Source organism: Pseudomonas sp. rhizo66, from assembly GCF_031931925.1.
Classification (GTDB): Bacteria; Pseudomonadota; Gammaproteobacteria; order Pseudomonadales; family Pseudomonadaceae; genus Aquipseudomonas.
Genome location: NZ_JAUJWZ010000001.1, coordinates 140,803 through 161,092, shown reverse-complemented (window position 1 = coordinate 161,092; position 20,290 = coordinate 140,803). Strand labels below are relative to the sequence as shown.

General features: G+C 57.8%; 24 protein-coding genes. 13 read left to right on the top strand and 11 right to left on the bottom strand.

Annotated elements, in window-relative coordinates:
- Positions 1 to 125: 125 nt before the first annotated feature.
- Entirely contained in the window at positions 126 to 1,073 is a 948-nt protein-coding gene (locus QZR14_RS00650) for a DMT family transporter (protein WP_311995589.1), read from the bottom strand.
- A gap of 78 nt (positions 1,074 to 1,151) precedes the next feature.
- Between QZR14_RS00650 and QZR14_RS00645 the strand changes: the two genes are divergently transcribed.
- The 3 genes from QZR14_RS00645 (at position 1,152) to QZR14_RS00635 (ending at position 4,276) form a co-directional block, all read left to right on the top strand.
- On the top strand, positions 1,152 to 2,024 hold the full coding sequence (locus QZR14_RS00645; RefSeq protein WP_311995588.1) for a LysR family transcriptional regulator: 873 nt from the start codon (positions 1,152 to 1,154) through the stop codon (positions 2,022 to 2,024).
- 115 nt (positions 2,025 to 2,139) lie between these two features.
- The gene (locus tag QZR14_RS00640) at positions 2,140 to 3,675 is read left to right on the top strand and encodes an EAL domain-containing protein (protein ID WP_311995587.1); all 1,536 of its coding nucleotides are present in this window, start codon (positions 2,140 to 2,142) and stop codon (positions 3,673 to 3,675) included.
- Positions 3,676 to 3,910: 235 nt separating this feature from the next.
- Positions 3,911 to 4,276 carry a histone-like nucleoid-structuring protein, MvaT/MvaU family gene (locus QZR14_RS00635; RefSeq protein WP_250605473.1) on the top strand — a complete coding sequence of 122 codons (366 nt, stop codon included), beginning with the start codon at positions 3,911 to 3,913 and terminating at the stop codon, positions 4,274 to 4,276.
- A gap of 219 nt (positions 4,277 to 4,495) precedes the next feature.
- On the opposite strand, the gene QZR14_RS00630 is transcribed toward QZR14_RS00635, so the two are convergent.
- A complete protein-coding gene (locus tag QZR14_RS00630) occupies positions 4,496 to 5,014 on the bottom strand; it encodes a DUF4946 domain-containing protein (protein ID WP_311995586.1) in 519 nt (172 codons plus the stop codon).
- A gap of 138 nt (positions 5,015 to 5,152) precedes the next feature.
- Here QZR14_RS00630 and gloA point away from each other — a divergent pair, with 138 nt between their 5' ends.
- Complete coding sequence (gene gloA / locus QZR14_RS00625; RefSeq protein ID WP_007963339.1) at positions 5,153 to 5,674, top strand: lactoylglutathione lyase; 522 nt, start codon at positions 5,153 to 5,155, stop codon at positions 5,672 to 5,674.
- A 382-nt stretch (positions 5,675 to 6,056) separates the two neighbouring features.
- On the opposite strand, the gene ahpF is transcribed toward gloA, so the two are convergent.
- From ahpF to QZR14_RS00610, 3 genes are all read right to left on the bottom strand, one after another.
- Complete coding sequence (gene ahpF / locus QZR14_RS00620) at positions 6,057 to 7,619, bottom strand: alkyl hydroperoxide reductase subunit F (protein WP_311995585.1); 1,563 nt, start codon at positions 7,617 to 7,619, stop codon at positions 6,057 to 6,059.
- A 124-nt stretch (positions 7,620 to 7,743) separates the two neighbouring features.
- Positions 7,744 to 8,307 carry an alkyl hydroperoxide reductase subunit C gene (ahpC, locus tag QZR14_RS00615; protein ID WP_034154256.1) on the bottom strand — a complete coding sequence of 188 codons (564 nt, stop codon included), beginning with the start codon at positions 8,305 to 8,307 and terminating at the stop codon, positions 7,744 to 7,746.
- Positions 8,308 to 8,444: 137 nt separating this feature from the next.
- Positions 8,445 to 9,383, bottom strand: coding sequence for a site-specific integrase (locus tag QZR14_RS00610; RefSeq protein WP_093431088.1), 939 nt, complete (start codon positions 9,381 to 9,383; stop codon positions 8,445 to 8,447).
- A gap of 177 nt (positions 9,384 to 9,560) precedes the next feature.
- Here QZR14_RS00610 and QZR14_RS00605 point away from each other — a divergent pair, with 177 nt between their 5' ends.
- Positions 9,561 to 10,577: a DNA-binding protein gene (locus QZR14_RS00605; protein WP_250605299.1), complete on the top strand. Its 1,017-nt coding sequence runs from the start codon at positions 9,561 to 9,563 to the stop codon at positions 10,575 to 10,577.
- Here the strand turns inward: QZR14_RS00605 and gorA are convergent.
- Positions 10,574 to 11,932, bottom strand: a complete 1,359-nt coding sequence (gorA, locus tag QZR14_RS00600) for a glutathione-disulfide reductase (RefSeq protein WP_311995584.1) — start codon at positions 11,930 to 11,932, stop codon at positions 10,574 to 10,576. The genes QZR14_RS00605 and gorA overlap by 4 nt on opposite strands.
- A 128-nt stretch (positions 11,933 to 12,060) precedes the next feature.
- Positions 12,061 to 12,900: a UTP--glucose-1-phosphate uridylyltransferase GalU gene (galU, locus tag QZR14_RS00595; protein ID WP_007912230.1), complete on the bottom strand. Its 840-nt coding sequence runs from the start codon at positions 12,898 to 12,900 to the stop codon at positions 12,061 to 12,063.
- A 258-nt stretch (positions 12,901 to 13,158) separates the two neighbouring features.
- On the opposite strand from galU, the gene QZR14_RS00590 reads away from it, so the two are divergent.
- Both QZR14_RS00590 and QZR14_RS00585 read left to right on the top strand, forming a co-directional pair.
- Positions 13,159 to 13,344 carry a hypothetical protein gene (locus tag QZR14_RS00590; protein WP_090283267.1) on the top strand — a complete coding sequence of 62 codons (186 nt, stop codon included), beginning with the start codon at positions 13,159 to 13,161 and terminating at the stop codon, positions 13,342 to 13,344.
- Between the two features lie 144 nt (positions 13,345 to 13,488).
- Positions 13,489 to 13,770, top strand: coding sequence for a hypothetical protein (locus QZR14_RS00585; RefSeq protein WP_250605474.1), 282 nt, complete (start codon positions 13,489 to 13,491; stop codon positions 13,768 to 13,770).
- 3 nt (positions 13,771 to 13,773) lie between these two features.
- On the opposite strand, the gene QZR14_RS00580 is transcribed toward QZR14_RS00585, so the two are convergent.
- Both QZR14_RS00580 and QZR14_RS00575 read right to left on the bottom strand, forming a co-directional pair.
- Complete coding sequence (locus tag QZR14_RS00580; RefSeq protein WP_250605301.1) at positions 13,774 to 14,004, bottom strand: hypothetical protein; 231 nt, start codon at positions 14,002 to 14,004, stop codon at positions 13,774 to 13,776.
- Positions 14,005 to 14,075: 71 nt separating this feature from the next.
- Positions 14,076 to 14,432: a hypothetical protein gene (locus QZR14_RS00575; protein ID WP_250605302.1), complete on the bottom strand. Its 357-nt coding sequence runs from the start codon at positions 14,430 to 14,432 to the stop codon at positions 14,076 to 14,078.
- 210 nt (positions 14,433 to 14,642) lie between these two features.
- Here QZR14_RS00575 and QZR14_RS00570 point away from each other — a divergent pair, with 210 nt between their 5' ends.
- From QZR14_RS00570 to ada, 5 genes are all read left to right on the top strand, one after another.
- Positions 14,643 to 14,945: a DUF1883 domain-containing protein gene (locus tag QZR14_RS00570; RefSeq protein WP_057400164.1), complete on the top strand. Its 303-nt coding sequence runs from the start codon at positions 14,643 to 14,645 to the stop codon at positions 14,943 to 14,945.
- Positions 14,946 to 14,979: 34 nt separating this feature from the next.
- The gene (locus tag QZR14_RS00565; protein WP_250605481.1) at positions 14,980 to 15,147 is read left to right on the top strand and encodes a hypothetical protein; all 168 of its coding nucleotides are present in this window, start codon (positions 14,980 to 14,982) and stop codon (positions 15,145 to 15,147) included.
- 92 nt (positions 15,148 to 15,239) lie between these two features.
- Entirely contained in the window at positions 15,240 to 15,950 is a 711-nt protein-coding gene (locus tag QZR14_RS00560) for a 2OG-Fe(II) oxygenase (RefSeq protein ID WP_311995583.1), read from the top strand.
- 5 nt (positions 15,951 to 15,955) lie between these two features.
- Complete coding sequence (gene alkB / locus QZR14_RS00555) at positions 15,956 to 16,621, top strand: DNA oxidative demethylase AlkB (RefSeq protein WP_311995582.1); 666 nt, start codon at positions 15,956 to 15,958, stop codon at positions 16,619 to 16,621.
- Between the two features lie 87 nt (positions 16,622 to 16,708).
- Positions 16,709 to 17,776 (top strand): bifunctional DNA-binding transcriptional regulator/O6-methylguanine-DNA methyltransferase Ada, encoded by a 1,068-nt coding sequence (gene ada / locus QZR14_RS00550; RefSeq protein WP_311995581.1) that lies wholly within the window; start codon positions 16,709 to 16,711, stop codon positions 17,774 to 17,776.
- A gap of 34 nt (positions 17,777 to 17,810) precedes the next feature.
- Here the strand turns inward: ada and acuI are convergent, their stop codons facing one another.
- Both acuI and QZR14_RS00540 read right to left on the bottom strand, forming a co-directional pair.
- Complete coding sequence (gene acuI / locus QZR14_RS00545; RefSeq protein ID WP_311995580.1) at positions 17,811 to 18,794, bottom strand: acrylyl-CoA reductase (NADPH); 984 nt, start codon at positions 18,792 to 18,794, stop codon at positions 17,811 to 17,813.
- A gap of 118 nt (positions 18,795 to 18,912) precedes the next feature.
- A complete protein-coding gene (locus QZR14_RS00540) occupies positions 18,913 to 19,053 on the bottom strand; it encodes a hypothetical protein (protein ID WP_250605307.1) in 141 nt (46 codons plus the stop codon).
- A gap of 98 nt (positions 19,054 to 19,151) precedes the next feature.
- Here QZR14_RS00540 and QZR14_RS00535 point away from each other — a divergent pair, with 98 nt between their 5' ends.
- The gene (locus QZR14_RS00535; RefSeq protein WP_250605308.1) at positions 19,152 to 20,216 is read left to right on the top strand and encodes an NAD(P)H-dependent flavin oxidoreductase; all 1,065 of its coding nucleotides are present in this window, start codon (positions 19,152 to 19,154) and stop codon (positions 20,214 to 20,216) included.
- Positions 20,217 to 20,290 lie beyond the last annotated feature (74 nt).

Here is a 20,290-nt window from a genome sequence, read left to right as displayed (position 1 = left end):
TGAAACCCGAATATCTTCATTGTCGACCCAAGGCTCTTGCGGGCGAGGCTTCTGCTGCCAGAAGACGATTATTATTGTATGCGTAACCCGATTCTACACAGCGTAAATAGGCTTGTCTGCCCTCCCTATAAAATCCGCTTTTTCGCGCCCGGCGCAAGGGCTTTGTTGCACAGGCAAATGCCGCTCAGGACCAACCCGCCGCCGACGTAGATGGCCGGCGTCAACTGCTCGCCCAGCAGCAATGCGCCAAGGATTACCGCCGTCAACGGGTTGAGCGCGATAAACACGCCACTGCGCGTCGCGCCGATTTTACGAATGCCTTCGTAGTAGCCGATGTAGGCCAGCGCCGAGCCGAGCACACCGAGGTAGATCAGGCTCAGCCATTGCGCCAGACCCAGATCATTCAGCACCTGCCAGCTCAGCTCCCCGCGTACAGCCGCCAGAATCCACAACATGACGGTGCCGATCAGGATCGAGAACATAACGGTCTGCACAGGCCCCAGCGTCTGGTTCAGTTCACGGGAAAACAGCGAGTAAACACCCCAGCTCAGCACGCAGCCGAGGATCAACAGGTCACCGATCCATGCATCGGGTGTTGCGGCCAGTAATTGCGGATTGCGACTGACGATTACCAGAGCGGCGCCGACGATACAGATGGCGATGCCAGCGGTTTTCACCCGGCCCAGACGCTCCTTGAACAGCCACCACGAGGCAAGACCGATCACTGCCGGATTCAACGCGACAATCAACGAAGCACGCGACGCGTTTATGTATTGCAGGCCATAAAAGAAGCACAGGTTGTAGAAGAAAATCCCGAAGAACCCCAGCAACGCCAATTGCAGCCATTGCTTTGGCGTCGGCCGCGCCAGGGGGATGCGCGCCAGCCACAGGAAGCCGAGCAGTGCCGTACTGGCCAGCAAGAAGCGCAGGCTCGCCGCGAATATAGGGCTCAGGCTACCGGCCAGAAAACGTCCGGCAACGAAGGTCCCACCCCAGATCATGGTGACCGCTGCGAGCGTCAGATAGACCGGAATGTCCGAGGTGGTTGTATGTAGAGGCTCAACGTTATGCATGACACTCCAGACCCGAGAACTTGACGAATGCCTTATCATTCACCTCATTCCCCGTCATCGTAAAATGAGCAAATACTCATGACCCTCACGCAACTGGAAATCTTCTCGCTGGTCGCCGAACTGCGCGGATTCACCCTCGCCGCGCATCGGTTGGGGATTTCGCAGTCGGCGGTGTCCCACGCGATGAAGTCGCTGGAACAGGAGCTGGGGGTCGAGTTGCTGCGGCGGCATCAGTCAAACGTGGAACTCAGCGACATCGGCGAGCAATTGTTGCTGCGCGCGCGTGCGATGCTTGGTCTGGCCAACACCTTGCGCCAGGAGGCCGCCGATGCGCGGGGCATGAAGACCGGCACCCTGCGCATTGGCTCGTTCGGGCCAACCTCGTCGATCAAGCTGTTGCCCACGATCCTGCGGCGCTATCAAGAGGCGCATCCAGGCATCGAAGTGCACATCGATGAAGGACCGGATCGACAAGTGACACAATGGCTCGAAGAGCGGCGGATCGACATCGGCTTTGTGGTGCTGCCCGAAGAGCGTTTCGACACGTTTGCCCTGATCGAGGACCAGATGGTTGCCTTGCTCCCCATGGGCCATCCCTTGGCAGCACGGTCAGCATTGAACCTCAAGGATCTGTGCGACAGCCCGTTCGTGCTCACCGAGGCGGGTTCTTCAGAACTGGTGTCGCGACTGTTCATGGCAGCGCGCCTGCAACCGAATATCCGCTATCGCTGCTCGCAACTGCTGAGCACCCTCGATACCGTCAGCCGTGGCGATGGCATCACGCTTGTTGCCGAAGGGTCGTTGCCCGACGAGGCAACACCGCGCTACGTGAAAAAGCCGTTGTTGCCCGCCGTGCAGCGTCAGGTCGGGCTCGCCGTGCTCGATCGGCGTCAGGCGTCACCCGCCACCCTGGCCTTTATCGAGTTGGCAATGCGGATGAATCACGGATGAGCGGCGCAAGCGCCTTCCGCCATCTATCCTCCGCTCTGGCTGATATGTTTTTCAGCGGCGCGCCGTTCTCCGGCCTGCATTCAAGAGCCCCACTCCACCGCGACAGGATGCGCCCATGCCGTTGACCGTCAGACCCCGCCGCAAGCGCAGCACCCGCCGCGTCGTCACGCTGATCAGCGGTTTGCTTCCCGTGCTGCTGGGCAGCACCATTCTTTATATGCAGGCCGAACGCACGCTGGAACAAAGCTCACAACAGACCGCCGAAGAGGCGCTGCGCCAGTTCGAGTTGATGCTCGACAACACCGCCCAAGCGGCCCGCGAGCTGCTGCCATTGGCCGGTCAGAACTGCGAAAACGTCAAACTGGCCCTGCGCGAGCAAGTGACCCGCCGTCCGTTTGTGCGCTCGACCAATCTGGTGTGGGACGACAATCTCTATTGCAGTTCGTTGTTTGGCGACTTCAAGGAAATTGTCAACGCGGGTGACTACAACCAGGGCAAGTTGTGGCTGATGAATGGCAACCCGGTCACCCCCGACACTGCCTTGTTGGTCTATCGGCTCAGCGAAGGTCGGGGCGGCGCTCTGACGACTCTCGACGGTTACCATCTAAGCAACATGTTGCGGCTGATCGGCCGGCAAATGTTGCTGGTGCTGCAAGTGGGCGATAACTGGCTGTCGGCCGACGGCAAAGTCCACACCGGCGCCCTGCCCGCGTTGCCGATAGCGCAACACACGCTGGACTCGTCGCGTTATGCATTCAGTGTTTCTGCCGGTTTTCCCGAGGGCGAAACCTGGCGCTACATGGCCGATGAATATCCGCCGCTGTTCAGTCTGCTGATCTTTTTTGGCGTGGTGTCGGGGGCAATCGGCCATGTCTTGCAAAAGCGCTCCACTTCACCGAGCCACGAGATGCTCCGCGCATTAGAAGCCGGCGAGTTCATTCCTTACTTCCAGCCCGTGGTACACGGTGACAGCAAAAAATGGTCAGGGGCTGAAGTGTTGATGCGCTGGAAACACCCCAAAGAAGGCCTGGTGCGCCCTGATCTGTTTATTCCGTTCGCCGAGCATTCGGGGCTCATCGTGCCGATGACCCGCGCACTGATGCAACAGACCGCTGCCTTGCTGGGGCCGCTGTCAGCAACGTTTACCGCCCCCTTTCATATTGGCATCAATATCACTGCCAGCCATTGCAAGGACCTGGAGCTAGTGGAGGATTGCCGAACGTTTCTCGCCGCATTCGCTCCCGACAGCATCAATCTGGTGCTGGAGTTGACCGAGCGCGAATTGATCGAGCCAACCGACATCTCCCGGCAACTGTTCGAGCAACTGCATGCACTGGGCATTAAAATCGCGATTGACGACTTCGGCACCGGTCACTCGAGCCTGGGCTACTTGCGCCAATTCAACGTGGATTTCCTCAAGATCGATCAGAGTTTCGTCGCGATGATCGGCATCGATGCGTTGTCGCGGCACATCCTCGACACCATTATCGAACTGTCGGCCAAGCTTGATCTGGGTATTGTTGCCGAAGGTGTCGAAACTCAGGCGCAAGCCGACTATCTGACCGCACATCACGTCAACTTCCTGCAAGGCTACCTGTTCGGCAAACCGATGCCGGCCGCGGAGTTCATCAGCGCATTAACTCATCATTAACTAACGGTGGACCGAAACGAGCGTACCGACCAAGCGCACCAAATTGATACAAAAGACCGCTGTTGTTACATGAAGACAACATCAGGATTTACTCTTGGCGCATTAACTACTACAATTTTTTCAACCTGAGCAAGATGGGCAGGTGAGCCATTTATCACCGAGTCGCTTCAAGGCTCTTGGCTTACAGCTTTGTTTGCGGTTGGTATCAGCCAAATACACTATTGGAGTAAAGATATTGTCCAGACTCGCTGAATTTCGTGCAGCTGAAAAGGCCCTTCAGGAACAGCTGAAACAGCTGGAATCGCTGAAGAATGATGCCGGGCTCAAGAAAGAAATCGAATTCGAAGAAAAGCTCCAGGGGCTGATGAAGCAATACGGCAAAGGCCTCAAAGAGATCATCGCCATTCTCGATCCGAACCCGGGCAAATCCGGTCTGCAGACCACTGCAGCCCCTAAAACCCGCCGCGCTCGCGTGGTCAAGGTTTATCAGAACCCGCACACGGGTGAACTGATTGAAACCAAAGGCGGCAACCACCGTGGCCTGAAAGCCTGGAAGGAACAATACGGTGCAGCCACCGTTGATTCCTGGTTGCGCGGTTAATCAAGCGCCAACAACAAAGCCCTGCATGATGCAGGGCTTTTTTATTGACAATATCTAACAAATGAAATGAATTTCATCGAAAAAGTTGCGACTTTTCTGTAACGTTGATGAGCCAGATGGCCAAACATTTTGCTGCGCAATGTTGCGATTCGGAACCACCGTTAAACTTTGTGCTTAATTCCTTCGGGTATCTAACCCTCGCGTGAAGAGTACAGCGACTTAAAGTTTCAAGCTGTTTCTCACCGCCACTATCTCGTCTGCGCTCGCTTTATAAACGTCGGCCTGCCCGGCGTAGGAAAGAACATAAGCCTTGTCCGCCGCCACCGCCACCACCAGGGTTTGCGACAACACATGTCGACCGTTTTCGGTGATCGTGCAAGTGGTTTCCAGCGCCGACAAAGTGCCCAACGTGGCCGGATGTACTTTGTTGCAGACACTTTGGTAGCCACCCTGGAAGAAGTCCTTCTGGATCGATTTACGCATCTCCAGCAACACGCCCTGCAAATTGACTTGATGGTCCTTTTCAACCTGAGTCATGGTCAATTCCATCACCATCACCTGATTGCCACCGGCATCATTCTTCACCGCTCGCTGACGGGAAACTTCAGGCGTTGTCTTTGGCAGAGCCTCGACTTCCCAGCCTGCCGGCCAGGTAATGCTCGGTTCATCCGCTGACGCGCAGACTGCCAAAAGCGACAAAACAGAAACAACAAACACGGATTTGAACAGTCGGATCATTGCCGGACGCACTCGCAGATTGAGCCTGAAGTCTGAGGCTCGCCCGCACGCAGGGCAAGCCTGCCCTTTCATTTGGCGATGCCGGCAGGCATGCGTATCATTGCGTCCATTCACTCGCCCATAGTTATTGGAGGGCCCATGAGCCTGCACGAACTCAACACTTTCCCCGGCGTAACCGCCACCCCAGACAGCGCAACCCGCAACTTCGTTTTCAACCACACTATGTTGCGTGTGAAAGACATCACTAAATCCCTGGATTTCTACACCCGCGTTTTGGGTTTCTCGCTGGTCGAGAAGCGCGACTTCCCGGAAGCCGAGTTCAGCCTGTACTTCCTCGCACTGGTCGACAAAGCGCAGATCCCGGCCGACGCAGCGGCCCGCACCGAATGGATGAAGTCGATTCCGGGCATCCTCGAGCTGACCCATAACCACGGCACCGAAAACGACGCGGATTTCGCCTATCACAACGGCAATACCGATCCGCGTGGTTTTGGCCATATCTGCATTTCGGTGCCGGATATCGTCGCGGCCTGCGCGCGCTTTGAAGAGCTGGGCTGCGACTTCCAGAAGCGCCTGACCGATGGCCGCATGAAGAGCCTGGCGTTTATCAAGGACCCGGATGGTTACTGGGTCGAGATCATTCAGCCTGCGCCGCTGTAAAAGCTGAAAAGCCCCTCACCCTAGCCCTCTCCCATAGGGAGAGGGGACTGATTGGGGGATATTGGAGAATTACGCCGACTTGAACGAATGGCACTGAATCCATAATCGACTGGATCTTTCAGGTCGACGGAAAACGCCAGATACCTCGGTCGGCTCCCTCTCCCTCGGAGGGGACTGATTGGGGGATATTGGAGAGTTACGCCGACTTGAACGAATGGCACTGAATCCATAATCGACTGGATCTTTCAGGTCGATGGAAAACGCCAGACACCTCGGTCGGCTCCCTCTCCTTCGGGAGAGGGCTGGGGTGAGGGGCAGCATTGCACGCGCAATAAAAAAACCCGTGATCGCTCACGGGTTTTTTTCATTTCTGGCCTGACAGTTATGCCGGCGCCGAAGTGCGGATCAAGTGATCAAAAGCGCTCAGCGAAGCCTTGGCGCCCTCGCCCACCGCAATCACGATCTGCTTGTACGGCACAGTGGTCACGTCGCCGGCAGCGAAGATACCCGCGATCGACGTCTCACCCCGGTTGTCGACAATGATCTCGCCACGCGGCGACAACTCGATGGTGCCCTTGAGCCAGTCAGTGTTCGGCAGCAAACCGATCTGCACGAAAATCCCTTCCAGCTCGACAGTGCGCAGCTCGTCAGTAGTGCGATCTTTGTAGCGCAAGCCATTAACTTTCTCACCATTGCCAGTGACTTCAGTGGTTTGCGCACTGGTGATCACAGTGACGTTCGGCAGGCTGTGCAGTTTGCGCTGCAATACGGCGTCGGCGCGCAGCTGTACGTCGAACTCCAGCAATGTCACATGCGACACGATGCCGGCCAGGTCGATGGCCGCTTCAACGCCGGAGTTACCGCCGCCGATCACCGCGACGCGCTTGCCTTTGAACAGCGGACCGTCGCAGTGCGGGCAGTACGCCACGCCTTTGTTGCGGTATTCCTGCTCGCCCGGCACGTTCATTTCACGCCACCGCGCACCGGTTGCGAGAATTACGCTCTTGGCTTTGAGGGTCGCGCCGCTGGCGAAGTGGACTTCATGCAGCTCGCCGTTTTTGCCCGGAATCAGCTTGTCGGCGCGTTGCAGATTCATGATGTCGACGTCGTATTGCTTGACGTGTTCTTCCAGCGCCGTGGCCAGTTTCGGCCCTTCGGTTTCCTGGACGGAAATGAAGTTCTCGATGGCCATGGTGTCGAGCACCTGACCGCCGAAGCGCTCAGCGGCAACACCGGTGCGGATGCCTTTACGTGCAGCATAAATCGCTGCCGAAGCACCGGCCGGGCCACCGCCAACCACCAACACATCAAACGCTTCTTTGGCGCTGATTTTCTCGGCCTGACGCTCGATCGCGCCGGTGTCGAGTTTGGCCAGGATCTCTTCCAGACCCATACGGCCCTGACCGAAGTTTTCGCCGTTCAAGTAGATGCTCGGCACGGCCATGATCTTGCGATCGTTGACTTCGTCCTGGAACAACGCGCCGTCGATGGCGACATGGCGGATGTTCGGGTTAAGCACAGCCATCAGGTTCAGCGCCTGGACCACGTCCGGGCAATTCTGGCAGGACAGCGAGAAGTAAGTCTCGAAGCTGAACTGGCCATTGAGCGAGCGAATCTGTTCGATCACTTCGGCACTGGCTTTCGATGGGTGACCGCCGACTTGCAGCAAGGCCAGTACCAGCGAAGTGAACTCGTGGCCCATCGGGATGCCGGCGAAACGCAGACTGATGTCAGCGCCCGGGCGGTTGATCGAGAACGATGGCTTGCGTGCATCGTCACCGCTGTCGATCAAGGTAATTTGGCTTGAAAGACTGGCAACGTCTTTCAGCAGTTCCAGCATTTCACGGGATTTCGCACCGTCGTCGAGGGAGGCAACGATCTCGATCGGCTGGGTGACCCGTTCCAGGTACGATTTCAACTGGGCTTTAAGATTGGCGTCCAACATACGGGCGATTTCCTTTATTTGAGGCGAAAAAAAGCCCGAGCGAAACTCGCCCGGGCATTTTTATTGGGCGGTGCAGCGTACTTAAGAAGGTGCGGCGTACCGCCCTGCATTGCGTGTCACAGACTTAGATCTTGCCGACCAGGTCCAGGGACGGAGCCAGAGTGGCCTCGCCTTCTTTCCACTTGGCTGGGCAAACTTCGCCTGGGTGAGCAGCAACGTACTGAGCAGCCTTGATCTTGCGCAGCAGCTCGGACGCGTCACGGCCAACGCCGCCATCGTTCAGTTCAACGATTTTGATCTGGCCTTCAGGGTTGATCACGAAGGTGCCACGGTCAGCCAGGCCAGCTTCTTCGATCAGCACGTCGAAGTTGCGGGAGATGGCGTGGGTCGGGTCGCCGATCATGGTGTATTCGATTTTGCCGATGGCTGGCGAAGTGTTGTGCCAGGCAGCGTGGGCAAAGTGGGTATCGGTGGAAACGCTGTAGATCTCTACGCCCAGTTTCTGGAAGGCAGCGTAGTTGTCAGCCAGGTCTTCCAGCTCGGTTGGGCAAACGAAGGTGAAGTCGGCTGGGTAGAAGAATACAACCGACCACTTGCCTTTCAGGTCAGCGTCCGAGACTTGAACGAAGTCGCCGTTTTTGAACGCGGTAGCTTTGAACGGTTTTACTTGGCTGTTGATGATAGGCATTGATGACTCTCCGTCAGGGGTTATGAAGTTGATGGGTGAATCCTACCCACTCACTCGACGGATGGCTCATTGGCAAACCTGATGCTGCTGATTTGTTTTCGCTATTAGCTGACTGTATTAATAGAAGAAAACGATATCTACGACGAAGCCGGGTTATCCGTAATCCGAGCCATCCCCTGGAATGGGCTGACTTCAACATAGCGCATGGCGGACTTCATATCCTTCCAGCCGACGTAACTCATCAAGGATTTCAGATCCCAGCCACTTTGATGTGCCCACGTAGCAAAGCCGCGACGCAGGGAATGGCTGGTGTAGTTTTCGGCGGCAATGCCCGCGCGCTGCAATGCCTGGCGCAGCAGAGGAATGATGCTGTTGGCGTGCAGCCCCTCCTCATTCAGATTGCCCCAGCGATCGATACTGCGGAAAACCGGGCCACGCACCAGTGCGGCTTCGGTGATCCAGTCGATGTAGGCCTGCACCGGGCACAGTTTCAGCAGTGCAGGCGCCTGATAGGTCTGACCGAGATTCTCGCGATCACCTTTGCTGCGCGGTAGATACAGGGTGATGCCTTTACCGGCGTGCGCTTGCACGTGCTCGATTTGCAAACGGCACAGCTCATCGCTGCGGAAGCCGCGCCAGAAGCCCAGCAGAATCAAGGCGCGATCACGGTAAGCCTTGAGCAGTAACGGGCGGTCCTGCTGCTCTTTTGCGGTTTGCGCCTCATGCTCCAGCCAGTCGATGACGCGCTGCAAATCCTGCAACTGCAGCGGCTCGGCTTGCTTTTCCTGTGCCGGGTGCAACGCGCGGATGCCCTTGAAGACCTTGCGCACCACTGGCGCCTTGGTCGGATCGGCAAACCCTTGACTGTTGTGCCATTGCGCCAGCGCCGACAGACGCAGCTTCAACGTATTGATCGACAGCTCTTCAGCGTGCGCTACCAGATACCGCGCGACGCTGTCGGCTGTCGCGGGCAAGAAACCGCCCCACTTCACTTCGAAATGCTCGATGGCCGCGCGATAGCTGCGGCGCGTGTTGTCACGGGTGGCGGCTTGCAGATAGCGATCCAGATCGCTCATGGGCTGTGTTCTCGCTGGCGTACTGATGCAAGGATACGAAGGCGCATTTTGCCGCCTGACACTGGGTAATACCAGTATATCCCGTGTCTTAATTATCAAAGGTTTATCTTTATTTTTGAGATGGTACACTGCGTACTTTAGTGGCATGTACCACAGTACGTAACCGTAGGAGTTCACATGGCCCGTGGCGGCATTACCAAAGCACTGGTGCAGATTGCGCGCACAGCGATCCTCGCCCGTGGCGAACACCCGAGCATCGATGCAGTACGCATCGAAATGGGCAACACCGGCTCGAAAACCACGATCCATCGCTATCTGAAAGAACTGGATGACGGCGCTCAGCCCATTGAAGCCTCGGCAGAGCCTATCGATGACGAGTTGACCGCCCTCGTCTCGCGCCTCGCCCAACGCCTTAAAGAGCAGGCGCAAGAGCCTATCGAGCAGGCCCGCGAGCAGTTTGAGGAACAGCGCGAGGCACTGGAGTCGGAGCTGAAACAGACGCGTCAGACGCTGGAAAAGCTCGAACACGAGCACGATATTCAAGGCGCAGCACTGGCGCGCGAATCCGAAGCGCTGAACAACACGCGCTCGATGCTGCAGACCGAGCAGACCCGCAACGCCGGGCTGAATCAGGCACTGGCAGACTTTGAATTGCGCTTGCAGGACAAGGACGAGCAGATCCGCTCGCTGGAAGAAAAACACCTGCACGCCCGTGACGCACTTGAGCACTATCGCAACGCCACCAAGGAGCAACGCGAACAGGAACAGAGCCGTCACGAAGCGCAGGTGCAGCAGATTCAGGCCGAGCTGCGTCAGGCGCAGCAAAGTGCGCTGGTTCGCCAGGACGAAATCACGCAACTGCACCGCGACAACGAACGCCTGCTCACGGAAAACCGTGGCACCCAGCGCGAACTGAGCCTGCTGCAAGATCAGCTCAAGCAGAGCAATCAGCGTCAAGACCAGTTGCTGGAACAAGCGACCCGCGTCGACAGCGAACGCACCCTCCTCCAGGAACGCCTGCGTGTAGCGACACTGGAAAGCCAGACACTCAAACAGAGCGTCGAGGAGCAGACGCTGCTCAACCAGTCACTGGAAAAGGAATTGAACAAGGTTCAGGCGAGCCTGGAACAAAGCCAGCGTCTGGCAGCTACCGTTGCGGCAGCGCCAGACTCGGCCAAACCGAAAGGCGCTTAAGCGCCGACCGGCGTACGCATGGTGACGAATTCTTCGGCGGCCGTCGGGTGCACCCCGATTGTGTCGTCGAAGTCACGCTTGGTCGCGCCAGCCTTCAACGCAATCGCCAGACCCTGCACGATCTCGCCAGCGTCCGGGCCGACCATATGGCAACCGAGGACCTTGTCGGTTTTGCCGTCAACCACCAGCTTCATCAAGGTCTTTTCCTGACACTCGGTGAGCGTCAGCTTCATCGGTCGGAAACGGCTTTCGAAAATCACCACGTCGTGGCCAGCCTCGTGCGCTTCTTCTTCGGTCAAACCGACCGTGCCGATGTTCGGCAGGCTGAACACCGCCGTCGGGATCATCTTGTAATCCACCGGACGGTATTGGTCCGGCTTGAACAGACGTCGCGCCACGGCCATGCCTTCGGCCAACGCTACAGGCGTCAGCTGCACACGACCGATGACATCGCCCAGCGCGAGAATCGATGGCTCGCTGGTCTGGTACTGCTCGTCGACTTTGATGAAGCCTTTGTCGGTGAGTTGCACGTCGGTGTTTTCCAGCCCCAGATTGTCGAGCATCGGACGGCGACCAGTGGCGTAGAAAATGCAGTCCGCCTCCAGCACACGACCATCCTTGAGGGTGGCTTTCAAGCTGCCATCGGCCTGCTTGTCGATACGCGCGATGTCGGCATTGAACTGCAGATCCAGGCCACGCTTGGTCAGTTCTTCCTGCAAATGCTTGCGCACCGAACCATCGAAGCCACGCAGGAACAGATCACCGCGATACAACAACGTCGTATTGGCGCCGAGGCCGTGGAAAATCCCGGCAAACTCGACGGCGATGTAACCACCGCCAACCACCAGCACTCGTTTTGGCAGCTCTTTGAGGAAGAATGCCTCATTCGAGCCGATCGCATGTTCGCGCCCCGGAATCTCCGGAATCTGCGGCCAGCCGCCAGTGGCGATCAGAATGTTTTTGGCAGTGAAACGCTCGCCGCCCACTTCAACCTCATGCGGGCCAACGATCTTTGCGTGCGCTTCATGCAGGGTCACACCGCTGTTGACCAGCAGATTGCGATAGATGCCGTTGAGGCGATTGATCTCGCGATCCTTGTTGGCGATCAACGTCGCCCAATCGAAATTCGCTTCGCCCAGGCTCCAGCCAAAACCGGACGCCTGCTCAAAGTCTTCGGCGAAATGCGCGCCGTACACCAGCAACTTTTTCGGCACACAGCCGACATTGACGCAGGTCCCGCCCAGATAGCGGCTCTCCGCCACCGCCACTTTCGCGCCAAAACCGGCCGCAAAACGCGCAGCGCGCACACCGCCGGAACCGGCACCAATCACATAAAGGTCAAAATCGTAGGCCATTTCTATCTCCTCGGCAGGGGATCAGCATACCTGCAGCCACCCATTGGGCAAGCACTGCCAATCATATGGGGGCGCAAAATGAAAAAACCCGCCGAAGCGGGTTTTTCTTACAAACCAATCAAGCGCTATTAATAAGCCTTGCCAGTCTTGTAGAAGTTCTCGAAGCAGAAGTTGGTTGCTTCGATGTAGCCTTCAGCGCCACCGCAGTCGAAACGCTTGCCTTTGAACTTGTAGGCCATCACGCAGCCGTTCTGGGCTTGTTTCATCAGGGCGTCGGTGATCTGGATTTCGCCGCCCTTGCCTGGCTCGGTCTGCTCGATCAGGTCGAAGATGTCCGGGGTCAGGATGTAACGGCCGATGATCGCCAGGTTCGAAGGCGCGTCTTCCGGCTTTGGCTTCTCAACCATGCTGTGAACGCGGTAGATGTCGTCGCGGATCATCTCGCCGGCGATAACGCCGTACTTGCTGGTTTCCTGCGGATCGACTTCCTGGATGGCGATGATCGAGCAGCGGAACTGCTTGTACAGCTTGACCATCTGGGTCAGTACGCCGTCACCTTCGAGGTTGACGCACAGGTCGTCCGCCAGTACCACGGCGAACGGTTCGTCACCGATCAGCGGGCGACCGGTCAGGATCGCGTGGCCCAAACCTTTCATTTCGGTCTGACGGGTGTAGGAGAACGAGCATTCGTCGAGCAGTTTGCGGATACCGACAAGGTATTTCTCTTTGTCGGTGCCTTTGATCTGGTTTTCCAGCTCGTAGCTGATGTCGAAGTGGTCTTCCAGAGCACGCTTGCCACGACCGGTGACGATGGAGATTTCCGTCAGGCCAGCGTCCAGAGCTTCTTCAACGCCGTACTGGATCAGTGGCTTGTTTACCACCGGCAGCATTTCTTTGGGCATGGCTTTAGTCGCTGGCAGGAAGCGAGTACCGTAACCGGCTGCTGGGAACAAGCATTTCTTGATCATATAAGTCCTTGAAAGGGCTGTGTGTACGAGTTTCGGCGCAGTCTAATCAGGCGGCGTGCACCTTACAATGCCCCGCACTGGCTAACCGATGCCAACATAGAGAAATATTCTCGCCGATAGTTCCATCGACATCCTGGCGCAGCCAGATCAGCGTAGCTCAAAGCGGCCGACAAACTGAATCACCATACGCTCATCGCCCCCCAATGCGAGCATTTGCCGGTATCATGGCGCCTTTGAACCAGCGAACGAGACAGATAGATGGCCGCGGTAAAAATCGTCAACGGGTATGTGATCGACAAGAAAGATGGCAAGTGGACGCTGACCACCACCAACGGCGAGCACATCGCCGGGCCTTTCGACAGCGAGCAAATGGCGACCGATGTAGCCGCAGTGTTTACTGACACTCCAGCATCAGCCAAACGCCGTGGCAAAGATCAGGACTGATCTTGCGCGTTACGCCTCCCGGCCCTGCTCTCAAGCAGGGCTTTTTTGTGCCCACCTACAAACAAGTGGCCAAACGCTATAACCTTTTCACACCGGCGCTGTCAGAGCGTCTAGTCCCCCTCGCTGAAGACCACAAACATGAATCTGAAAAAATGGCTGCCCCTGATTGCGGTATTGGCACTGGCCGGCTGCGCAACTTCTCAACCCACATACCTGAACAACGGTGAACAGGGGCTGTCGATCGATTGCTCCGGCGAAGCCAATTCCTGGGCGACCTGCTATGAAAAAGCCGATGCCTCCTGCGCGGGCACCGGTTATCGCATCGTTGGCACGGACGGCACGCCTCAGTCCAAGGAAAGCGACAAAACCCTGGGCGTCGATGTCGGCAACTACAAGAACCGCAGCGTTGTCGTGGTCTGCAAATAGGGCTTACATGTGAATTTCGGCGAATTTGATCCCGAGTCCACGGACGACATCGATCAGATCGTCGAGACGGTTGAAGGATTCGACCTCGTCGTTATCGTCGACCAGAAAGTAGCTGCGACCGGCGCTCTTCTTGAAAAACACAATCCACTCACCCGGATTCGCCGGGTTCTGGATGACATGGGTGGCAGAGATCAGGCCCTCTGCATGGCGCTCCCGTACTTGCTCTCGCTTCATCGCGACTCCAGAAATGAAAATGCCGTCACAGCATGACTGCGACGGCATCGGTGCTGATGACCAGTAGTCTATCAGCCGGAAATGCACGCATTGGCGGCCTTTTGCACATCACGTGGACGCACCGGCACATTAGACATGCGCTCATGCAGCTTGATGCTGCTGCCGCCGGAGCGATCTTCGATATCAAATACCGCTGCCGCGCCAGTGGACAATTTCCCCGGCACGATGACCCGAACCCCATCCTTGTGCGGCTGCATTTGCAGTGCGCCACGGCTGTTTGCCAGCTTCTCGGCCAGGCATTGGGCATATTCATGGGGTTTCTTGCCGGAGATCACGCTCATGGTCGGCAACGTTTCATTGATTTCGGAAACACTCGCACAACCACCCACAGCCAGAATCAACGGCAGACACACCACACCCCACTTCATATAAAACCTCCGTTAAAGACCGTCCGACAGCACAAATGCCGTTTTTCTCCGGGGCCTTCTGCATTTAACCCGCATCCGTTTGCGAATATCTGTTCAAAATTGTCAAACCAACGCCCGACGGCCAGATAATAACCCGTGCGGGCTGATAAACTGCGCCAATCGACAAGCTATCGTTTTGATTTTGTAGAAAAAGCCCTTCTGGAGGCGCCCATGAAATTCATTCACCAGCGCGAACACCTCAACGAAGACGACATCGTCGTCATTCAATGCTCGCAAATGTGCAACATCCGTCTGATGAACGACGCCAACTTCCGCAGCTTCAAGAATGGCGGCCGTCACACTTACCACGGCGGCGCCTTCGACACCTTCCCGGCCCGTATCACCGCACCAAGCACCGGTTTCTGGAACATCACCATCGACACCGTCAACCGCCGTGCGATCAGCGTGACCCGCAAGCCGACACTGACTCACTCGATCAAGATCATCCGTCGCTCCAGCAGCAAACTCAGCTGAGACACGCCGCTCAACCAGAAAGGAAAGCATGACCGTGGCCCAAACAACCAAATACGTCATCAAGTACAAACTCAACGGTGAACGCCGCTTCGAGTTCGCGCAGCTGGAAAACGGCACCGAAGAAGAAGCCAAGGCTGAACTGGACAAGCTTCATGGCCAGGACGAAAAGATCAGCGAAATCGCCGTCAGCAAAGCGCTTTAAGCAACGACAAGGATTTGACCGCAAGCGACGGAGTGTTCCGTCGCCAGGCCTGACCCAGACTGGCTGCCTCGACCGTGAGTCAAGGAGTCAGCATGTCGATGTCACCCTCGCGTCTGGAGTCGCTCGAGTGGGCAAGCCTTGCCCAGCAACTGGATCTGGACGGCTTCGCGATCATCCGTTCGCTGTTGCTGGCCGACACCTGCGATCACCTGAGTGCACTGTATCCGCAGACCGAACCGTTTCGATCGCAGGTCATCATGGCCCGTCACGGCTTCGGTCGCGGTGAATACAAATATTTCCGCTACCCCCTGCCAACTCCGGTAGAACGCCTTCGCTGCGCGCTGTATCCGCGCCTGGCCCCCTTGGCCAATCGCTGGTATGAACGCATGAACCTGCCCGAACGTTTTCCGCCGACCCACGCCGAATTTCTTCAGCGCTGCCATGCTGCAGGCCAGATACGCCCTACCCCTCTGCTGTTGCAATACGGCCCGCAGGACTACAACTGTCTGCATCAGGACCTGTATGGCGAATCGGTTTTTCCGCTGCAAGTGGCGATTCTTCTGTCAGAACCCGGGCAAGACTTCAGCGGTGGAGAGTTCGTTCTCACCGAGCAACGCCCGCGCATGCAATCTCGCCCGCACGTGCTCGATCTGACGAAAGGTGATGCGGTGATCTTTGCCGTGAACCAGCGCCCGGTCAAAGGCGTGCGCGGTGATTATCGGGTGACTCTGCGTCATGGCGTCAGTCGCCTGCACAGTGGAAAAAGGCATACCCTAGGCATCATCTTTCACGACGCTACCTGACCACCATGCAACCGAATACTTTCGATCTGTTCGCCGATCATGAACCCGAACAACGCCCGCGCGCCGAGCAGATTGGCGAGCAGTCCTGGGTGCTGCATGGCTTTGCCCTGCCGCTGATCGAGCAGATTCTTCCGGCGCTGGATGCAATTCTTGCCGCCGCACCCTTGCGCCACATGGTCACGCCGGGTGGTTTCAGCATGTCGGTGGGCACCAGCAGTTGTGGTGAGTGGGGCTGGATCACTGATCGCAGCGGCTATCGTTATTCGGGTGTCGACCCGCTCAACGGTCTGCCTTGGCCGCAGATGCCGAATTCGTTCGCTGCTCTGGCGCATTCGGCAGCCGAGCGGGCAGGTTTTTCTGGCTTCAACGCAGATTCCTGCCTGATCAATCGCTATGTCCCCGGCGCTAAAATGTCTTTGCATCAGGATAAAGACGAAAAGGACTACGCCGCGCCGATCGTTTCCTTGTCACTCGGATTGCCGGCCATATTCCTGTTCGGTGGTTTTGCGCGCAGCGACAAGACCCGGCGAATCCCGCTGCTGCACGGTGACATGGTGGTCTGGGGTGGCGCTGACCGATTGCGCTACCACGGCGTATTGCCAATCAAGCAAGGTCAGCATCCGCGCTTGGGTCAACAGCGGATCAATCTGACGTTTCGGGTTGCTCGCTGAACCCGAAAAATTTGACCGCAAGGCCCGGAGTGTTGAGCCGGGCGAGGCTGGTTAACCTGAATCAAACAGGTCAACGGATTACTCATCATGAAGACGCTTTCGACCCCGCTTGATACCGCAAACGATCCACGCTGGGCCGCTGTGGTTGCGCGAGATTCCCGCGCGGACGGGCAGTTTGTCTATGCAGTGAAAACCACCGGCATCTACTGCCGCCCAAGCAGCCTTTCACGTTTGCCGAAACCGCAGAACGTCGAGTTTTTCGATACCGCCGAACAGGCCGAAGCCGCCGGCTATCGGCCGAGCAAGCGCGCCAGCAAGGATCAGAGTGATGTGGCCGTGCAGCATGCCGCGACCGTCGCCATTGCCTGCCGCCATATCGAATCTGCCGAAACATTGCCGGCGCTCAACGAACTGGCGCAAACCGCTGGCCTGAGTCCGTTTCATTTTCATCGTGTGTTCAAAGCCGCGACAGGGTTGACGCCCAGGGGCTACGCAGCGGCCCATCGCTCGCGCAAAGTCCGTGAGCGCTTGGCAGACGGCGGTTCGGTGACGGATGCGCTGTACGACGCAGGCTTCAATTCCAACAGCCGTTTTTATGAATCAGCAGATCACGTGCTGGGGATGAAACCCGGCGACTATCGCGCTGCCGGAAAGAACAACGACATCCGATTCGCCGTTGGCCAATGCTCGCTGGGAGCAATTCTGGTGGCGCAAAGTGAGCGAGGGGTGTGCGCGATTCTGCTAGGTGACGATCCGCATCAACTGGTGTGCGATCTGCAGGATCAGTTTCGCCAAGCCAACCTGATCGGTGCCGATGCCGGCTTCGAGCAACTGATCGCCAGGGTCGTGGGATTTATCGAAGCCCCGGCGCTCGGTCTGGACCTGCCGCTGGACGTTCGCGGCACGGCGTTTCAGGAGCGGGTGTGGCAGGCGCTGCGGGAAATCCCGGCGGGGCAGACGGCGAGTTACGCTGAAATTGCCCAGCGCATCGGCGCACCGACGTCCATGCGCGCGGTGGCCCAGGCGTGCGGAGCCAACCGTCTGGCGGTGGCGATCCCTTGCCACCGCGTAGTGCGCAGCGATGGCAATCTTTCCGGCTATCGCTGGGGCGTCGAACGCAAGCGTCTGTTGCTTGAGCGCGAGACGCCGGTTTGAAGGATGAGTAGATGCTACTCAGCGCGAAAACCGGTCAGCGATTAACGTTCACCACTACCCGTCCGCGAAGTTGCCCGGCGAGCAGTTTCGGTGCCGCATCGATGGCTTCACTCAAGCCGATCTCATGGCTGATCAACGCCAGCAACGAGAAATCCAGATCCTTGGCCAGGCGCTCCCACGCTTCCAGGCGGCGAGCCTTGGGCTGGGTCACGCTGTTGATGCCGGCCAGGGTCACGCCACGCAAAATGAACGGCGCCACCGACGCCGGGAAGTCCATGCCTTGGGCCAGACCACAGGCGGCGACAGTGCCTTCGGCGCGGGTGCTCGCGCAGGCATTGGCCAGTGTGTGACTGCCAACCGAATCGATCACCGCTGCCCAACGCTCTTTGGCCAGTGGCTTGCCGGGCGCTGACAATGTCGCGCGATCAATGATTTCGCCAGCGCCCAACTGGTGCAGATATTCATGCTCGGAAACCCGGCCGGTGGACGCGACGACACGGTAGCCAAGCTTGCTCAGCAGGGCGATGGCAAAACTGCCGACTCCGCCGTTGGCTCCCGTGACCAACACCTCACCCTGCTCTGGGGTCACGCCATTGCGCTCAAGCGCCAGAATGCACAGCATCGCCGTATAACCGGCGGTACCGATGGCCATCGCTTGCGCCGCCGTAAAGGCTTCGGGCAACGGAATCAGCCAGTCGCCATTGAGTCGCGCCTTCTGCGCCAGACCACCCCAATGGCTCTCACCGACACCCCAGCCGTTGAGCAGCACCTGATCACCCACCTTATAGTCGGGATGCGAACTGGTTTCCACGGTGCCCGAAAGATCGATCCCTGGCACCATCGGAAACTTGCGCACCACTGGACTGCTGCCGGTAATCGCCAGGCCATCCTTGAAGTTCAGCGTGCTGTACGCAACAGCCACGGTGACATCGCCTTCAGGCAACTGCTCCTCGTTGACCTGTTGCAGGTTGGCGCGGTAACCGCTGTCGTCTTTGTCGATCACAATGGCGTTGAACATGACTGCCTCGCAGGACTGTTTTCAGAATGTCGTGCCTTGAAATACCACATCGCAACACCCTGCCACATTCAACTTTGCGCCAATCGGCAAATCGGCCGGGTGTTTCCATAACGCGAGACTATGCTTTTTCGACGGTCGTGGTTTCGCCGAAATGGCTAAAGAGTCCGCCATTGCCGCGACCACCGGCATACCAGCATTTTTCATCACTCTTTTGGCAGCCGAAATAACAGCAGACTTCATCGACGCTGAAAAACTGCATGGGTTGTTCTTGATTTCGAACTGGCCGCGAGTCCGCTTTTGCTGCTAAAAACCGGGTTTGCCGCCCCTGCCCGCTACACCGTTCGGAGAACCGCCCTCATGAGCCAATGGCCAGATACCCGCATTCTTGACCTTCTCGGCATTGAGCTGCCGATCATCCAGGGCCCGATGGCCGGCGCGACGAATTCGTCCATGGTCATCGCCGTGTGCAATGCCGGTGGCTTGGGTTCGATGCCGGCGGCGATGCTGAGCATCGAGCAATTGCGCGAAGAGCTGAAAACCATTCGCCAGCACACCGACAAGCCTTTCAACGTGAACTTCTTCTGCCATCAGCCACCGGCCGCCGATGAGCAACGCGCACGTGACTGGAAGCATCTGCTGGAGCCGTACTACCGCGAACTCGGCGCCGATTTCGCTGCACCGACGCCGGTGTCCAACCGCGCGCCGTTCGATGCGGCAGCCTGTGAAGTGCTGGAAGAATTTCGGCCTGAAGTCGTGAGTTTCCATTTCGGCCTGCCAGAGAAATCCTTGCTTGATCGGGTCAAGGCCACCGGGGCGAAAATCCTCTCCTCGGCGACGACGGTCGATGAAGCGATCTGGCTGGAGCAGAACGGCTGCGACGCGATTATCGCCATGGGCTACGAGGCCGGCGGCCATCGCGGCATGTTTCTCAGCGATGACCTGAGCAGTCAGGTCGGCACGTTTGCCTTGGTGCCTCAAGTGGTCGATGCGGTGAACGTACCGGTGATTGCCGCCGGGGCGATTGCCGACGCGCGCGGCGTGGCGGCGGCATTTATGTTGGGGGCCTCAGCGGTACAGGTCGGCACCGCCTATCTGTTCACGCCGGAGGCAAAAGTCAGCGCCGCTCACCACAAGGCGCTGCGTACCGCCAAGGAAAGCGAAACAGCGATCACCAATATTTTTACCGGGCGGCCGGCGCGGGGCATACTCAACCGCGTCATGCGTGAGCTCGGTCCGATGTCGCCAAAAGCTCCGGCGTTTCCCTTGGCCGGTGGTGCACTGATGCCACTGCGAGCGATCAACGAGGCAGAATTTGCCAACCTCTGGGCCGGTCAGGCCTTCACCTTGGGCAACGAAATCGGCAGCGCTGAACTGACCCGACAATTGGCCGAAGGTGCACTGGCAAAGCTTGCTCGCCATTGAAGCTTTACAGCGTGAGGATTTTGAACGTCCTCAAGCCGCATTTAACCAGTACTTCCTGTTTGGCAGCGTTTCGC

Bases quoted from the DNA above. Each gene is read 5' to 3' on its own strand.
- QZR14_RS00650 (WP_311995589.1), bottom strand. From the start codon at position 1,073: ATGCATAACGTTGAGCCTCTACATACAACCACCTCGGACATTCCGGTC.
- QZR14_RS00645 (WP_311995588.1), top strand. From the start codon at position 1,152: ATGACCCTCACGCAACTGGAAATCTTCTCGCTGGTCGCCGAACTGCGC.
- QZR14_RS00640 (WP_311995587.1), top strand. From the start codon at position 2,140: ATGCCGTTGACCGTCAGACCCCGCCGCAAGCGCAGCACCCGCCGCGTC.
- QZR14_RS00630 (WP_311995586.1), bottom strand. From the start codon at position 5,014: ATGATCCGACTGTTCAAATCCGTGTTTGTTGTTTCTGTTTTGTCGCTT.
- gloA (WP_007963339.1), top strand. From the start codon at position 5,153: ATGAGCCTGCACGAACTCAACACTTTCCCCGGCGTAACCGCCACCCCA.
- ahpF (WP_311995585.1), bottom strand. From the start codon at position 7,619: ATGTTGGACGCCAATCTTAAAGCCCAGTTGAAATCGTACCTGGAACGG.
- ahpC (WP_034154256.1), bottom strand. From the start codon at position 8,307: ATGCCTATCATCAACAGCCAAGTAAAACCGTTCAAAGCTACCGCGTTC.
- QZR14_RS00610 (WP_093431088.1), bottom strand. From the start codon at position 9,383: ATGAGCGATCTGGATCGCTATCTGCAAGCCGCCACCCGTGACAACACG.
- QZR14_RS00605 (WP_250605299.1), top strand. From the start codon at position 9,561: ATGGCCCGTGGCGGCATTACCAAAGCACTGGTGCAGATTGCGCGCACA.
- gorA (WP_311995584.1), bottom strand. From the start codon at position 11,932: ATGGCCTACGATTTTGACCTTTATGTGATTGGTGCCGGTTCCGGCGGT.
- galU (WP_007912230.1), bottom strand. From the start codon at position 12,900: ATGATCAAGAAATGCTTGTTCCCAGCAGCCGGTTACGGTACTCGCTTC.
- QZR14_RS00590 (WP_090283267.1), top strand. From the start codon at position 13,159: ATGGCCGCGGTAAAAATCGTCAACGGGTATGTGATCGACAAGAAAGAT.
- QZR14_RS00580 (WP_250605301.1), bottom strand. From the start codon at position 14,004: ATGAAGCGAGAGCAAGTACGGGAGCGCCATGCAGAGGGCCTGATCTCT.
- QZR14_RS00575 (WP_250605302.1), bottom strand. From the start codon at position 14,432: ATGAAGTGGGGTGTGGTGTGTCTGCCGTTGATTCTGGCTGTGGGTGGT.
- QZR14_RS00570 (WP_057400164.1), top strand. From the start codon at position 14,643: ATGAAATTCATTCACCAGCGCGAACACCTCAACGAAGACGACATCGTC.
- QZR14_RS00560 (WP_311995583.1), top strand. From the start codon at position 15,240: ATGTCGATGTCACCCTCGCGTCTGGAGTCGCTCGAGTGGGCAAGCCTT.
- alkB (WP_311995582.1), top strand. From the start codon at position 15,956: ATGCAACCGAATACTTTCGATCTGTTCGCCGATCATGAACCCGAACAA.
- ada (WP_311995581.1), top strand. From the start codon at position 16,709: ATGAAGACGCTTTCGACCCCGCTTGATACCGCAAACGATCCACGCTGG.
- acuI (WP_311995580.1), bottom strand. From the start codon at position 18,794: ATGTTCAACGCCATTGTGATCGACAAAGACGACAGCGGTTACCGCGCC.
- QZR14_RS00540 (WP_250605307.1), bottom strand. From the start codon at position 19,053: ATGCAGTTTTTCAGCGTCGATGAAGTCTGCTGTTATTTCGGCTGCCAA.
- QZR14_RS00535 (WP_250605308.1), top strand. From the start codon at position 19,152: ATGAGCCAATGGCCAGATACCCGCATTCTTGACCTTCTCGGCATTGAG.